Genomic DNA, 15,266 nt, shown 5'->3' on the forward strand with positions numbered 1-15,266 from the left:
AAAAGGATCTATCATCCCTCAATCGACGCCGCAGCTCCAGCGGCAGAATGTATCAAGCCACGTTTCAATCCTGAGACAGCGATTCTACCAGCAGACTGTCCACTCGCTGGAAACCGCGCGGCAGTTTATTGCCCCGGCGGCCCCGTTCACCCTTGTAGTGCTCCAGGTCGTCCCCCTTGAGGGAGAGCGTCCGCTTGCCTGCCTGCAGCACCAGAGTCGCGCCCGTCGGAAGAACCGCCAGGTCCGTCAGGTACTCCTCGCGGCTGGCCACGCGGTCGCCCGGCACGCTGATGATCTTGTTGCCCTTGCCCTTGGCCAGTTGCGGCAGGTCGGAGACCTTGAACAGCAGCAGGCGGCCTTCGGTGGTGACGGCGGCCAGCCAGTCCTGCTCCACATCCGCAACCGGGCGCGGCGCCATCACCTGAGCGCCATTGGGCAGGCTGAGCAGGGCCTTGCCGGCCTTGTTCTTGGCCTGCATGTCCTCGCCCTTCACCACGAAACCGTAGCCCGCGTCGGACGCCAGTACATAGAGCGCGGCGTCCTCTGGCAATAGAACACGATCGAATGTTGCACCCGGCGGCGGCGTCAGACGACCGGTAAGCGGTTCGCCCTGGCCACGGGCCGACGGCAGGCTGTGGGCCGCCAGCGAGTAGCTGCGGCCCGTGGAGTCGATGAACACCGCGTACTGGTTCGAGCGGCCCGGCGCGGCCGCCTTGAAGCCGTCGCCGGCCTTGTAGGACAGGCCGGTGGCGTCGATATCGTGGCCCTTGGCGCAGCGCACCCAGCCCTTCTCGGACAGCACCACGGTCACCGGTTCGGTCGGCATCAGCTCGGTTTCCGACAGGGCGCGGGCTTCGGCGCGGGCGACGATGGGCGAACGGCGGTCGTCGCCGTAGGTTTCGGCGTCGGCGATCAGCTCGTCGCGCACCAGCTTTCGCAGCTTGGCGTTGGAACCCAGGATCGCCAGCAGTTTGGCGCGCTCCTTGGCCAGTTCGTCCTGTTCGCCGCGGATCTTCATCTCTTCCAGGCGCGCCAGCTGACGCAGGCGGGTATCGAGGATGTAGTCGGCCTGCAGCTCAGACAGTTCGAAACGCTGCATCAGGACCGGCTTGGGCTGGTCCTCGGTGCGGATGATATGGATGACTTCGTCGAGGTTGAGGAAGGCGACCAGCAAGCCTTCCAACAGGTGCAGGCGCTTCTCGACCTTGTCCAGGCGGAACTGCAGACGGCGGCGCACGGTGTCGGTGCGGTAGGTCAGCCACTCGTTCAGCACCTGGCGCAGGTCCTTGACCTGGGGTTTGCCGTCCAGGCCGATGACGTTCATGTTCACCCGGTACGAACTTTCCAGGTCGGTGGTGGCGAACAGGTGGGTCATCAGCTCTTCGGCATCCACGCGGTTGGAGCGCGGGATGATGACGATGCGGGTCGGGTTCTCGTGGTCCGACTCGTCGCGCAGGTCAGCCACCATCGGCAGCTTCTTGGCCTGCATCTGGCCGGCGATCTGCTCCAGCACCTTGGCCCCGGAGACCTGATGCGGCAGCGCGGTGACCACGATGTCGCCGTCCTCGACGCGGTACACGGCGCGCATGCGCACCGAGCCGCGGCCGGTTTCGTAGATCTTCTGCAGGTCGGCGCGCGGGGTGATGATTTCCGCCTCGGTGGGGAAATCCGGGCCCGGCACGTGCTCGATCAGGTCGGCGACGGTGGCATTCGGCTCATCCAGCAGGCGCACGCAGGCAGCGGCGACTTCACGCAGGTTGTGCGGCGGAATGTCGGTGGCCATGCCCACGGCGATGCCGGTGGTGCCATTCAACAAGAGGTTGGGAAGCCGTGCCGGCAGCACGGCCGGCTCTTCCAGGGTGCCGTCGAAGTTCGGCACCCAGTCGGCGGTGCCCTGGCCCAGCTCGGACAGCAGGGTCTCGGCGTAGCGCGACAGGCGGGCCTCGGTGTAACGCATGGCGGCGAAGGACTTGGGATCGTCCGGCGCACCCCAGTTGCCCTGGCCGTCCACCAGCGGATAGCGGTAGGAGAACGGCTGCGCCATCAGCACCATGGCTTCGTAGCAGGCCGAGTCGCCGTGCGGGTGGTATTTACCCAGCACGTCGCCGACGGTACGCGCCGACTTCTTGTGCTTGGCGTCGGCGTCCAGGCCCAGTTCGCTCATGGCGTAGACGATGCGCCGCTGTACGGGCTTGAGGCCGTCGCCAATGTGCGGCAGGGCGCGGTCCATGATCACGTACATGGAATAGTTCAGGTAAGCCTGTTCGGTGAAGTCGGCCAGTGACCGGCGCTCCACGCCCTCCAGACTCAGATCGAGGGTTTCGCTCATGCGTGCCTCACGGTGAAGATTGCTGGCGCAGCACCAGGGTGCCGTCCTGCTGGGTGAAATCGAGTTGCTTGAGGGCGCTCATGCCGAGCAGCACCTCGTCGCCTTCCATGCCCGGCGCGATCAGCGCGGACACGTCGTTCAAACGGATGTCGCCGAGCTGCAGCTGCGACAGGCGCGTACGCCAGCCTTCGCTGCGGCCATTGGCGGTGTTCAGGGTGATCGGCGCCCCCAATGGCAGCCCCAGGCGCCGGGCCAGCGGCTGCGGGATGGCCACCTGGGTGGCGCCGGTATCGAGCATGAAGGTCACCGGCGTGCCGTTGATCCTGCCGTCGACCACGTAATGGCCGGCGCGATTGCCAAGCAGGCGCACTTCCACATAGCCATTGCCTCGTACCGACTGCGGCTGCGAGTTCGGGTTGTGCTGACGATCCTCCCAGGCGCCGAAATAGTGGGTGGCGAGCAGGATGCCCGCCCCCCAGGCGAGGAACATCATGACCTTGCCCATCCGCCGTCCCGGCACCGCGTCGCTCATTTGCCACCCAGCCAGCCACCGGTCGGCGCGGCGAAGCGCAGCACATAGGGCCGCGAATCGCCGTCGGCGCGCGCGTGTTCGCCGTTGTCCAGGCCGATCCAGGCGCCCTGGTCGTCGATCAGCAGCGCCTCGGCCACGCCATAGGGCAGGTCATAGCGCCGCTCCGGCGCCAGGGCGCCGGCAGCGAACGACCAGCACTGCTCCTGCGCACCGGTCTCGGCATCGCGTCGGCAGATCTGGTGCGCCAGGCGTTCGAGGGTGAACAGCTTGTCCTTGTACAGCGCAAGGTCGGAGAAATCGATGGACAGCGGGCGATCACTACCCAGCTCCGGCGGCGGCAGCGACGTGCCGCCCTCGCTGAGCAGCACGCAGTTGCCATCGCACTTCCAGGTGCCATTGTCGTTACGCACCCGCAACAGGCCACGGCGTTGACGCTCGGCCGCCAGCCACAGGCGCTTGCCGTCCGGAGCGATCGCCAGGCCTTCGTACAGGGCGTTGAAACTCATCAACAGGCCGCTGGCCCGGGCCTGGCGCAGCAGGGTCTGCGGCAGCGGCAGCCAGGACGCCTCGCCGGCGACCGGCAGCAGCAGGACGGCCGCATAGCCTTCGCTGACCACATAGCGATTACCCGCCTGATCGCAACTGATGCCCTCGAAATCCATCGCGCCGCCGCGCACCAGGCTGCTGGCGCTGACCCGCGCGCGCATGCCCCAGGACAGTCCGCTGTCCGGCACGCCGGGCGACACGAACGGCTCGGCGGTGGCCCGCCAGGCCTTGCCGGGCTGCTCGTCGGGCAGCAGGCGGTAGATGCGGTCGTCGTCGCGGTCGGACACCGTCCACAGCTCCCCACCGCAGCTCGCCAGCCCCGAGAGGTTGCCCTTGGGCATGCCCTCCACCGGATGCTCGGAGACGAACTGCAGGGTGTTGGGCACCACCGCGGGCACGGTATCGGCCGAGGCAACGCTGGCGCACAGGCCAAGGGCGGCCAGCAGCCAGCGCATCAGGCGAACACCTCCGCCAGGTTACCCTTGGTTTCCAGCCAGGACTTGCGGTCGCCGGCGCGCTTCTTGGCCAGCAGCATGTCCATGATTTCCACGGTGCCCTCGGTGTCTTCCAAGGTGAGTTGCACCAGACGACGCGTGTTCGGGTCCATGGTGGTTTCGCGCAGTTGCGGCGGGTTCATCTCGCCCAGGCCCTTGAATCGGGTGACCTGCGGTTTGCCACGGCGCTTCTCGGCGGCCAGTCGGTCGAGGATGCCGTCGCGCTCGGCTTCGTCCAGGGCGTAGAAGACTTCCTTGCCCAGGTCGATGCGGAACAGCGGCGGCATGGCGACGTAGACGTGGCCGGCTTCCACCAGCGGGCGGAAGTGGCGGACGAACAGCGCGCACAGCAGGGTAGCGATGTGCAGGCCGTCGGAGTCGGCGTCGGCGAGGATGCAGATCTTGCCGTAGCGCAGCTGGGTCAGGTCCGCCGCGCCCGGATCGACGCCGATGGCCACGGCGATGTCGTGGACTTCCTGGCTGGCGAGCACTTCGCCGCCATCCACTTCCCAGGTGTTCAGGATCTTCCCGCGCAGCGGCATGATCGCCTGGAATTCCTTGTCCCTCGCCTGCTTGGCCGAACCGCCGGCGGAATCACCTTCCACCAGGAACAGCTCGGCGCGCATCGGGTCCTGCCCCGCACAGTCAGCCAGCTTGCCGGGCAGCGCCGGGCCCTGGGTGATCTTCTTGCGCTCGACCTTCTTGCCGGCCTTGAGGCGGCGGCCAGCGTTGCTGATGGCCAGTTCCGCCAGTTGCAGGCCCAGCTCCGGGTGAGCGTTGAGCCACAGGCTGAACGCATCTTTCACCACGCCGGAAACGAAGGCGGCGGCCTCGCGGGAGGACAGGCGTTCCTTGGTCTGGCCGGAGAACTGCGGCTCCTGCAGCTTCATCGAGAGGACAAAGGCGATGCGTTCCCAGACGTCCTCCGGCGCCAGCTTCACACCGCGCGGCAGCAGGTTGCGGAACTCGCAGAACTCGCGCATCGCATCCAGCAGGCCCTGGCGCAGGCCGTTGACATGAGTACCGCCCTGGGCGGTGGGAATCAGGTTGACGTAGCTTTCCTGCAGCGATTCGCCGCCCTCGGGCAGCCACAGCAGGGCCCAGTCCACCGCTTCCTTGTTGCCGGCCAGCGAGCCGCAGAACGGTTCGTCGGGCAGGCGCAGATTCTCGGACACCGAGTCGACCAGGTAGGAACGCAGGCCATCTTCGTAGTGCCACTCGACGCGCTCGCCGCTGGACTTGTCCTCGAAGGTCACCAGCAGGCCGGGGCACAGTACGGCCTTGGCTTTGAGTACGTGCTTCAAGCGGCTGACCGAGAACTTGTGCGAGTCAAAGTACTTGGCGTCGGGCCAGAAGCGCACGGTGGTGCCGGTGTTGCGCTTGCCGACAGTGCCGACGACTTCCAGGTCGCTGGACTTGAAGCCATCGGCGAAGGTCATGCGGTATTCGTTGCCGTCGCGCTTCACCCGCACTTCGACCAGGGTCGACAGTGCGTTCACCACCGAGATGCCCACGCCGTGCAGGCCGCCGGAGAACTGGTAGTTCTTGTTGGAGAACTTGCCGCCGGCGTGCAGCTTGGTGAGGATCAGTTCGACGCCCGGCACGCCCTCTTCGGGGTGGATGTCCACCGGCATGCCACGACCGTCGTCGATCACTTCCAGCGAGTTGTCCTCGTGGAGGATCACCTGCACGCTTTTCGCGTGGCCGGCCAGGGCTTCGTCGACGCTGTTGTCGATGACTTCCTGGGCCAGGTGGTTGGGACGGGTGGTGTCGGTGTACATGCCCGGGCGCTTGCGCACCGGATCGAGGCCGGAGAGGACTTCGATGGCGTCTGCGTTATAGGCGTTCTGCTGGGCCATGGGGTCCCTACTTAATCAGAGGAAATGCGTTCAAAGGTCGAGAAGTCTACGTCGCGCCACCGGTCGGAGGGTATACCGGCGAAGGCCAGCAGCGCCGGCAGGTGGCTGACGAAGCGCTGGAAGCCATGGTCGCCGCCCGCTTCGATGCGCAGGGCACAGGCCCGGTAATAGCGCTCGGCGGCGCGGTAATCGAGGGTTTCGTCGGCGGTCTGCAGCCACACCTGGTAGCGCGAGCCATCGACCGGCGCCGGAACCTCCAGCTCGGCCAGGGCCTGGACGTGATCGTGCGTCAGCTCCCAGGTCTCGCCGCTGTAATAGTTGGTCTGCGGGCCGAGTTGGCCGTCGAACAGCCGGTGCGGCGCCACCGCCGGGTTGATCAGCACGGCCTTCAGGCCATGCCGTTCGGCCAGGTGGGTCGCGTAGTAGCCGCCCAGGGAGCTGCCGATCAGCAGCGGCTGGCCGAGTTCGGCGATCGCCGCCTCCAGTTGCGCCATGGCCTGGCGCGGGTGGTGGTGCAGCGCGGGAACGCGCACCTGACCGTCCAGCCCCAGGTGCTGCAGGGCGGCCACGAACTGGCGCGCCTTCTGCGAGGCGGGCGAGCTGTTGAAGCCGTGGATATAGAGGAATGCAGTCATGGGCCGGGAGGCTACAAGCTGCAAGCGCCATGCCGCAAGTGGGTCGAATCGAGGATGGCGACTGGTACGAGGCCCGCCCTCAATAGCCCTTGATGCTGTAGTCGACTTCGAAGTCGATGCCGGTCACCCGCGACACGCCCGTTTCCAGCGAACCATCGGGATGCAGGCGCAACCAGCGATAGCCCGGTGCGGGACTGTCCACGCAGAAATCCTCGCTGCCCGGAGTGAACTGTACGCAGGTGGACGGCGATGCCAGCAGGCGCACGTCACCGCGCATGTGGTCGATCTCCTGGTGCACATGCCCCCAGAGCAGGCAGCGGACGTTCGGGTAGCGGTCGAGCACGGCGAACAGCCGCTGTGGATTGCGGATACCGATGCGATCCATCCACTGGCTGCCGATGGGCACCGGGTGGTGGTGGAAGCTGATCAGCAGGTGCCTGTCCGGCGCGGCCTGGATGGCACGTTCGAGCAGGTCGAGCTGCGCATCGTTCATCTGCCCCGGCACGGCGCCCGGGATGGTGGAGTCGAGCAGGACGACGCGCCAGGCGCCGAGGTCGATCACCGGCTCGAGCAGGTCGGTGCCCGCCGTCGCTTCGCGCATCGGCTCCAGTTCGTCATGGTTGCCGGGGAACCAGCGGATCGGCGCGGCGATGGGCGCGGTGATCTCACGGAAGCGCTGGTAGGACTCCAGGCTGGCATCCTGCGACAGGTCGCCCGTGGCCAGCACCAGGTCGATGTCCGGCTGCTCGTCACGAACGAGGCGGACCACCTGGCTCAGGCTGTCGGCGGTGTCCATGCCCAGCAGACGACCATCGGGTTCGGCGAACAGATGGCTGTCGGAGAGCTGGACCAGCAGGACCGATTTGGTATCGGAGGGGGGTACGGGCACTGGAGGCAATGCGCCTTCTCCTGTGAGGCGGGCGTCCACGGATGAGAATGAGTATGGTGACAGTCACGCCCCCCGGCAAACCGGGAAAGCGTCACAGATCACATTTAGGGAGACGGGTGGACGACGGACGGGCAGCATATCATGGCCAATAGCCATTACAGCGATATCAACGCTGCAGCACCGGCTCCAGCTCATGGCCGCAGGACAGGCAATGGCTCAGCCACTCGCCGAGGAACTGGTTGAGCTGGTTCTTCTCGTCCGGCTGGTGCATCGCCTGGTTCGGATAGGGATAGATCGCCAGCAGGCGGCGGGCCTGCTCCGCGCCGACCACTTCGGCCATGCGCGCGTCGTGGTACACCCGCACTTCCAGCTTGGGCGCCGGCAGCCAGGGCAGGCCCAGCTCCTGGCGCACCTGCAGCACGGTGGTGTAGGGGCAGGCTTCCACCACGTCCAGCGCCAGCACGCCGAGCAGACGCTCGCCTTCGCTGAGCGCCACACGACGCGAGACCTGGGCCTCGCGCATTTCGGGCAACAGGCGCATCAGGCGCAAGTAGTTCGCCTCGCAGGTCGCCTGCAACCCCGCCAGGTCGACGCGATAGCGCTCGCGCAACAGATTCACACCCATAACCCCCTTACCTCGGCGCGGTTCAGCGCCAGCCATTGCAGGGCGAGCATGCTCGCCGCGTTGTTGATGCGTCCGTCGCGCACGGCCTGCAGCGCCTCTTCGAAGGGCAGCACGTGCACACGGATGTCCTCGCCCTCTTCCGCCAGGCCATGGATGCCCGCCGCGGCGCTGCTGTCGCAGCGGCCGACGAACAGGTGCACCAGCTCGTTGCTGCCGCCGGGCGACGGCAGGTACTGGGCGATCGGCCAGAGCGAGCCGAGGGTCAGCCCGGCCTCTTCCACCGCTTCGCGGCGGGCCACCTCTTCCGGTTCCTCGTCCTTGTCGATCAGGCCGGCGACCAGTTCCAGCAGCCAGGGATTGACCCCGGCGTCCATGGCCCCGACGCGAAACTGCTCGATCATCACCACTTCATCGCGCTGCGGGTCGTAAGGCAGTACGCAGACGGCATCGTGACGCACGAACAACTCGCGGGTCAGTACGGGGCCCATGCCACCGGCGAACTGGCGGTGCCGCAGGTGCAGCCGGTCGAGTTTGTAAAAGCCCTTGAAGCACTGCTCGCGCTTCTGGATCTCGACATCCTGGGGGCCTGGTTTGAACGTGTCCGACATCCCGTTCCACTCACTGATCGATTGAACTTCGCGCCATCCTATCGCGCCGCTTGAGGCGGCGCAGCCTCTTTCTCGGACCGCCCGGCGGGCAGCGCAAGCGTGCGCGCGTCCCCTGCCGTCCTGCTCCGGACTGGTTCATACTGCCCGCCGAACTGGCGGCCGCGATGACGGTCCAACCCGCCCAAGTCCGCGACGACAAGGAATCCCATGCGTCTTCTGAAACTCGCTGCCCTCGGCAGCCTCTGCCTGTTATTGGGGGCCTGCCAGGGCCTGTTCAAGCCTGGTCTGGACGAACCGCTCACCGCCCGTCACACCGCCTTCGAGCACCTCAAGCCCGGCTGTCAGGGCGAGCAGTGCCCGCTGTTCAACCTGGACACCCTGAACTTCGACGACGAGCCGGCGCTCAACGCGGCGATCGACCAGCAGCTGCTGGAGCTCGCGCGCAGCCCGGACGGCGCGGTGCCGGCCAGCCTCGAGGTCTACGAGAAACGCTTCCTGGACGGTGCCCAACCCGGCTGGAGCAGCTACCTGCAAGCCAAGATCCGCGAACAGCATGACGGTCTGGTGATCATCGAACTGTCCAGCTATCGCTTCACCGGCGGCGAGTACGGTCAACCGGGGCGGGCCTTCATCAATTATGACCGTCGTTTGCACAAGGTGTTGGCATTGTCGGACATTCTTCTGCCCGGCCAGGAGGAAGCCTTCTGGAAGACCGCGCGCCTGGCGCACCAGGCATGGGTGCTGCAGAACAAGCTGGATGAGCAGGACCCGAACTTCTCGAAGAACTGGCCGTTCCAGACCACGCCGCACTTCGCCCTGACCTTCGGCGCGCTGACGCTCAAGTACGACATCGACCGCATCGCGCCGCACTCGGTCGGGCATCCGGAGCTGAAGATTCCTTATCCGCGCCTGAATGGCATCGTGAAGCCGTATTACTTCCCGGGGCGCGGGGCGCAGTAGTTTTTCTCACCGCCGGAGCGGCCGGCGGGATTTCGCGGACAAGGTCCGCTCCTACAAGATCAAGGGCCCCTCACCCTAACCCTCTCCCGCAAGCGGGAGAGGGGACTGTTCGGTGCAGGATGAAACCGTAGTGTCAGCCGGCACGGACGGCTCCCTCTCCCTGAGGGAGAGGGCTGGGGTGAGGGGGAAGCGCAGGCAGGGATTAACCCGGTAGAAGACAGTTGCTCCTACGGGAGCAGGAGCGTTACGCCGAGGCCAGTGACGTAGGGCGTATAACGCTCGACGTTATACGCCGATTGGCCTGGACCAAAGGCCAGTGCCGGTGTCGAGCAGGACGCCGGCAAGGGCTGCGGCCACGTTCAGCCTCGGCACCAATGGTGAGATCGGTGTATCGGTGTATCGGCGTATAACCGTGAACGGTTATACGCCCTACGCCAGCGCGATCAGGCCTTGGCGCCGATCCGCCCCAGCAGCAGTTGCAACACACCCGCCACCACCAGCGCCGGCAGGGTCGCGCCCAGGTCCGGTTGGTAGTTCGCCAGCAGGTGATAGACCACCACGCCACCGGCCCAGGCCAGCAGCGAACCCCAGCGCAGCCCATGGGGAATGGCGGCTGGCGCGCGGCGACGGAGGACGAAATGGTCCACCAGCACCACGCCGAACAGCGGGGCGAACACTGAGCCAATCAGCAGCAGGAAATTCTGGTACTGCGCCAACGGTGCGAACCAGGCGATCAGGGTGCAGATCACGCCGATGGCCAGCGCCAGGTGCTCGACCTTCAGCGGCAGCAGGATGCCGCTGGACACAGCCGCCGAGTGGATGTCGGCAAAGGCCTTCTCCGACTCGTCCAGCAGGATCAGCAGCAGCGGGATGCCCATGCCGGCGCCGGCCAGTGCCAGCAGCAGCGCGTTGGCGTCGCTGCCCTCGGCGAATGCCAGGGTGTAGGCCACGCCCAGACCCATCAGCCAGAAGCAGCCAATGAAGAAGCCCAGCGCGGCGCCGCCGAAGGTGTGCCCGGCGCGCTTGCCGAAACGCGAGTAGTCGGCGATCAGCGGCAGCCACGACAGCGGCATGGCGATGGCGATGTCGAAGCCCACGGCGAACGGCATCGAACCGTCACCAGCCTTGGCCCAGAGTGCGGCCAGGTCGGCGCGCTTGAACAGGTCGAAGGTCAGCCAGATGCAGGCGGCGATCAAAAGCCAGATGCCCCAGCGGCGCAGCACGCGGCGGACGAAGGCGAGCGGCCCGCTGACCGCCAGCAGGGTCGCCAGCGCCCCGAATACCAGGGTCCAGAGCGCCGGACTGGTCCAGCCACTGCCTTCGCCGAAGGCGCGGCCCGCCAGCAGGCTGGCGGCATCACGCATGACGATGATCTCGAAGGCGCCCCAACCCACCAGTTGCAGCAGGTTGAGCACCGCCGGCAGCGCGGCGCCGTGGCTGCCCAGGCTCAGCTTGAGCGAGGCCATGGCCGCCAGGCCGGTGTCGGTGCCGATCACCCCGGCGCTGGCCAGCAGCAGCACGCCGACCAGGGTGCCGAGCAGGATCGCGCCCAGCGCGCCGGCCAGGCCCAGGCCGGGCGCCAGCAGGGCGCCGGTCTGCAGCACCATCAGGCCGATGCCGAGGGAGAACCAGAGGGAAAATACATCGCGCAGGCCGAGCACGCGCTGGGCGGTGTCGACGGCGACGGTGGGGGAATAGTTGGTGGCGGTGGTCACGATGCGTGCAGGGCTCGAATGTTGAGTTGGCTTCTTGTTGTTTGCTGTTCGTAGGAGCGAGGGGGACGCCTAGTTCTTGCTCGCGAACCTTGCTCGCCGGCGACTCCGTTGCTGAGCGGTTCGCGAGCAAGCTCGCTCCTACAGGTCTTGCACAGGCATCACACCTGCTTGTAGATCACCGAGCCTTCTTCCTTGAAGCGCGCGGACTGCTGCTGGAAGCCGGCCTCGATGGCTTTCTGCTCATCGGTGAGGCCGTTCTCCTTGGCGTAGTCGCGGACTTCCTGGGTGATCTTCATGGAGCAGAACTTCGGCCCGCACATGGAGCAGAAATGCGCGACCTTGGCCGAGTCCTTGGGCAGGGTCTCGTCGTGGAAGGCACGGGCGGTGTCCGGGTCCAGGCCGAGGTTGAACTGGTCTTCCCAGCGGAACTCGAAGCGCGCCTTGGACAGCGCGTTGTCGCGGATCTGCGCGCCCGGATGGCCCTTGGCGAGGTCGGCGGCGTGGGCGGCGATCTTGTAGGTGATGATGCCGGTCTTCACGTCATCCTTGTTCGGCAGGCCCAGGTGTTCCTTGGGCGTGACGTAGCAGAGCATGGCGCAGCCGTACCAGCCGATCATCGCCGCGCCGATGCCGGAGGTGATGTGGTCGTAGCCCGGCGCGATGTCGGTGGTCAGCGGACCGAGGGTGTAGAACGGCGCCTCGTCGCAGCACTCCAGCTGCTTCTCCATGTTCTCCTTGATCAGGTGCATGGGCACGTGGCCGGGGCCTTCGATCAGCACCTGGACGTCATGCTTCCAGGCGATGCGGGTCAGCTCGCCGAGGGTTTCCAGCTCACCGAACTGGGCGGCGTCGTTGGCGTCGGCCACCGAGCCGGGGCGCAGGCCATCGCCCAGCGAGAAGCTGACGTCGTAGGCCTTCATGATTTCGCAGATCTCTTCGAAATGCGTGTAGAGGAAGTTTTCCTGGTGATGCGCCAGGCACCACTTGGCCATGATCGAGCCGCCACGGGAGACGATGCCGGTGACGCGCTTGGCGGTCAGCGGCACGTAGCGCAGCAGCACGCCGGCGTGGATGGTGAAGTAGTCCACGCCCTGCTCGGCCTGTTCGATCAGGGTGTCGCGGAAGATTTCCCAGGTCAGGTCCTCGGCGATGCCGTTGACCTTCTCCAGCGCCTGGTAGATCGGCACGGTGCCGATGGGTACCGGGCTGTTGCGCAGGATCCACTCGCGGGTCTCGTGGATGTGCTTGCCAGTGGAAAGGTCCATCACCGTATCGGCGCCCCAGCGGATGCCCCAGGTGAGCTTCTCCACTTCTTCCTCGATGGAGGAACCCAGCGCGCTGTTGCCGATGTTGCCGTTGATCTTCACCAGGAAGTTGCGGCCGATGATCATCGGTTCCAGTTCGGTGTGGTTGATGTTCGCCGGGATGATCGCGCGGCCACGGGCCACTTCGTCACGGACGAACTCGGGGGTGATTTCCTTGGGGATGCTGGCACCGAAGCTCTGGCCCGGATGCTGGGCATCCAGCAGGCCGGCGGCGCGGGCTTCCTGCAGCTTCATGTTCTCGCGGATGGCGATGTATTCCATCTCCGGGGTGATGATGCCCTGGCGCGCGTAGTGCATCTGCGTGACGTTCTTGCCAGCCTTGGCGCGGCGCGGGGTGCGCACGTGGGCGAAGCGCAGCGCGTCGAGGCTGGGGTCGGCCAGGCGCGACTGGCCGAACTCGGAGGTCAGGCCGGGGAGGATTTCGGTGTCGCCGCGCTCGTCGATCCAGCGCGAACGCACGTCCGGCAGGCCCTTGCGCAGGTCGATGCGTACGTCCGGGTCGGTGTACGGGCCGGAGGTGTCATAGACCATCACCGGGGCGTTCTTCTCGCCGCCGAAGGCGGTGGGAGTGTCGGCGAGGGAGATTTCCCGCACGGGGACACGGATGTCCGGGCGCGAGCCGGTCAGGTAGACCTTTTTCGAATTCGGGAAAGGCTGGGTCGACTGGCGGTCCAGCTGTTCAAGGCGGGTGACGTTGTTTTTCTGGGTGCTCATCCTGGCTCTCCTGGGGTTGATTGCCGGGGAGAACCTGGATCGAAGGAGCCGCACCGAGCGGCTAAAGGACGCATCCCTTGGAGGGCTGGGGCCGGGGCGGAAAGGCGCCGGGGATGCGGACTTCTTGTTCCCTACGCGGGTCTTAACCCGATCAGGTTCAACGGGATCCGGAACTATCCGATCTCAGCCCTTCGCATGGGGCACCCCGACAAGAACGCCCGCAGTCTAATCAAGTGCGCAACGATTAGCCAATGCCGTCTGGCCGAAAACCGCGCGCCCACCTGCGGGCAGCTACACTCCTGCCTCGGAAGGCTCGTACGAACGTGCCTTGACCGCCATCGGCGGCAACCGTAGCCTTGCCCCACCTCGCATCACTTTCTAGGACGAACGAATGCTGCGCAGACTCTCCCTGGCTGTCGCCGTGGCCGCTTCGACAGGCTTTGCCTGGGCCGCACAGCCCGCTCCGGCGGCCTCTTCCCTGCCGACCAAGACGGACCTTATTCGCGTCTATAAAGACGCCGTCGACAACAACGCCGACCTCGCCGCAGCGCAGGCCGACTACCTGGCCCGCAAGGAAGCCGTGCCCCAGGCGCGTTCCGGCCTGCTGCCGCAGATCAACGCCGGCGCCAACGTGGGCAGCAACCGCACCTCGCTGGACGAACCCAACGCCACGCTGAACCGCAGCAGCCAGGTGCTCCAGGCGACCCTGAGCCAGCCGCTGTTCCGCGCCGACCGCTGGTTCCAGCTCAAGGCAGCGGAAAACGTCAGCGAACAGGCCCAGCTGGAATTCTCCGCGACCCAGCAGGCGCTGATCCTGCAGAGCGCCGAGACCTACTTCGGCGTGCTCCGCGCCCAGGACAACCTGGCCGCCAGCAAGGCCGAGGAAGCGGCCTTCAAGCGCCAGCTCGACCAGTCCAACGAACGCTTCGACGTCGGCCTGTCGGACAAGACCGACGTGCTCGAATCCCAGGCCAGCTACGACACCGCGCGGGCCAACCGCCTGGTGGCCGAACAGCAGGTGGATGACGCCTTCCAGGCCCTGGTCACCCTGACCAACCGTGAGTACAGCGCCCTCGAAGGCATCCTGCACTCCATGCCGGTGGTCGCGCCGGTGCCCAACGATGCCAAGGCCTGGGTGGATACCTCGGTGCAGCAGAACCTGGCGCTGCAGGCCAGCAACTATGCGGTCGACGCCGCCGAAGAGACCCTGCGCCAGCGCAAGGCCGGCCACCTGCCGACCGTCGACGCCGTGGCGCAGTACCAGAAGGGCGACAACGACGCCCTGGGCTTCACCAATAGCACGGCGAATGCAGGACAGCGGCAGTACGGCAAATGGGTCGACGAGAGCAGCATCGGCCTGCAGCTGAACGTGCCGATCTACAGCGGCGGCCTGACCAGCTCCCAGGTCCGCGAGGCCTACCAGCGACTGAGCCAGAGCGAACAACTGCGCGAGAGCCAGCGCCGCCAGGTGGTGCAGAACGCCCGCAACCAGCACCGCGCGGTGAACACCGACGTAGAGCAGGTGAAGGCGCGGCGCCAGGCGATCATCTCCAACCAGAGCTCGCTGGAAGCCACCGAGATCGGCTACCAGGTCGGTACCCGCAACATCGTCGACGTACTGGATGCCCAGCGTTCGCTGTACAACTCGGTGCGCGACTACAACAACACCCGTTACGACTACATCCTCGACAACCTGCGCCTGAAGCAGACCGCCGGCACCCTGGCGCCGAGCGACCTGGAGGCGCTGAGCAGCTACCTCAAGCCCGACTACAACCCGGACAAGGACTTCCTGCCGCCGGACCTGGCCAAGGCCGCGGAGGCGCAGCTCAAGTCCAGTCCCAAGTACTGACCGAGCGCCACGAAAAAAGCCCCGCATCGCGGGGCTTTTTCTTTGGGCCGGACCGCAGGAGCAATCCAGCGCAGCGCATACGGACGCCGGAACATCCAGGGGTGTTGGGTGTATTACGTTCGACGTCAAACGCCGTTTGGCCACGACGGCAGAGCGCGCAGGGCTGGTCTCGGAGCCGCGATGTCG

Annotated in this window: 12 protein-coding genes and 1 riboswitch; of the genes, 2 read left to right on the forward strand and 10 right to left on the reverse strand. The window is 66.3% G+C overall.

The window, feature by feature from the left end; translation table 11 throughout:
• Positions 1 to 64 precede the first annotated feature (64 nt).
• From parC to O6P39_RS24280, 8 genes are all read right to left on the reverse strand, one after another.
• Positions 65 to 2,329 (reverse strand): DNA topoisomerase IV subunit A, encoded by a 2,265-nt coding sequence (gene parC / locus O6P39_RS24245; protein ID WP_275608921.1) that lies wholly within the window; start codon positions 2,327 to 2,329, stop codon positions 65 to 67.
• Positions 2,330 to 2,336: 7 nt separating this feature from the next.
• Complete coding sequence (locus tag O6P39_RS24250) at positions 2,337 to 2,861, reverse strand: TIGR02281 family clan AA aspartic protease (RefSeq protein ID WP_275608922.1); 525 nt, start codon at positions 2,859 to 2,861, stop codon at positions 2,337 to 2,339.
• Positions 2,858 to 3,862 (reverse strand): esterase-like activity of phytase family protein, encoded by a 1,005-nt coding sequence (locus tag O6P39_RS24255; protein WP_275608923.1) that lies wholly within the window; start codon positions 3,860 to 3,862, stop codon positions 2,858 to 2,860. The genes O6P39_RS24250 and O6P39_RS24255 overlap by 4 nt, the downstream gene beginning before the upstream one ends.
• Complete coding sequence (gene parE, locus O6P39_RS24260; protein WP_275608924.1) at positions 3,862 to 5,760, reverse strand: DNA topoisomerase IV subunit B; 1,899 nt, start codon at positions 5,758 to 5,760, stop codon at positions 3,862 to 3,864. The genes O6P39_RS24255 and parE overlap by 1 nt, the downstream gene beginning before the upstream one ends.
• An 11-nt stretch (positions 5,761 to 5,771) precedes the next feature.
• Complete coding sequence (locus O6P39_RS24265; RefSeq protein ID WP_275608925.1) at positions 5,772 to 6,395, reverse strand: YqiA/YcfP family alpha/beta fold hydrolase; 624 nt, start codon at positions 6,393 to 6,395, stop codon at positions 5,772 to 5,774.
• Positions 6,396 to 6,474: 79 nt separating this feature from the next.
• Positions 6,475 to 7,293, reverse strand: coding sequence for a 3',5'-cyclic-AMP phosphodiesterase (cpdA, locus tag O6P39_RS24270; RefSeq protein ID WP_275608926.1), 819 nt, complete (start codon positions 7,291 to 7,293; stop codon positions 6,475 to 6,477).
• Between the two features lie 157 nt (positions 7,294 to 7,450).
• Positions 7,451 to 7,909: a DUF1249 domain-containing protein gene (locus O6P39_RS24275; protein ID WP_024764301.1), complete on the reverse strand. Its 459-nt coding sequence runs from the start codon at positions 7,907 to 7,909 to the stop codon at positions 7,451 to 7,453.
• Entirely contained in the window at positions 7,900 to 8,517 is a 618-nt protein-coding gene (locus O6P39_RS24280; RefSeq protein ID WP_275608927.1) for an NUDIX domain-containing protein, read from the reverse strand. The genes O6P39_RS24275 and O6P39_RS24280 overlap by 10 nt, the downstream gene beginning before the upstream one ends.
• 207 nt (positions 8,518 to 8,724) lie before the next feature.
• Here O6P39_RS24280 and O6P39_RS24285 point away from each other — a divergent pair, with 207 nt between their 5' ends.
• A complete protein-coding gene (locus O6P39_RS24285; RefSeq protein WP_275608928.1) occupies positions 8,725 to 9,477 on the forward strand; it encodes an RsiV family protein in 753 nt (250 codons plus the stop codon).
• Positions 9,478 to 9,920: 443 nt separating this feature from the next.
• On the opposite strand, the gene cytX is transcribed toward O6P39_RS24285, so the two are convergent.
• Together cytX and thiC are read right to left on the reverse strand one after the other, a co-directional pair.
• Positions 9,921 to 11,192, reverse strand: coding sequence for a putative hydroxymethylpyrimidine transporter CytX (cytX, locus tag O6P39_RS24290; protein ID WP_275608929.1), 1,272 nt, complete (start codon positions 11,190 to 11,192; stop codon positions 9,921 to 9,923).
• A 158-nt stretch (positions 11,193 to 11,350) separates the two neighbouring features.
• On the reverse strand, positions 11,351 to 13,231 hold the full coding sequence (thiC, locus tag O6P39_RS24295; protein WP_275608930.1) for a phosphomethylpyrimidine synthase ThiC: 1,881 nt from the start codon (positions 13,229 to 13,231) through the stop codon (positions 11,351 to 11,353).
• 111 nt (positions 13,232 to 13,342) lie between these two features.
• A riboswitch (TPP riboswitch) is annotated at positions 13,343 to 13,449 on the reverse strand.
• Between the two features lie 173 nt (positions 13,450 to 13,622).
• On the opposite strand from thiC, the gene O6P39_RS24300 reads away from it, so the two are divergent.
• Positions 13,623 to 15,080 (forward strand): TolC family outer membrane protein, encoded by a 1,458-nt coding sequence (locus tag O6P39_RS24300; RefSeq protein ID WP_275608931.1) that lies wholly within the window; start codon positions 13,623 to 13,625, stop codon positions 15,078 to 15,080.
• Positions 15,081 to 15,266 lie beyond the last annotated feature (186 nt).

This window comes from Pseudomonas sp. PSE14 (assembly GCF_029203285.1).
GTDB lineage: Bacteria > Pseudomonadota > Gammaproteobacteria > Pseudomonadales > Pseudomonadaceae > Pseudomonas.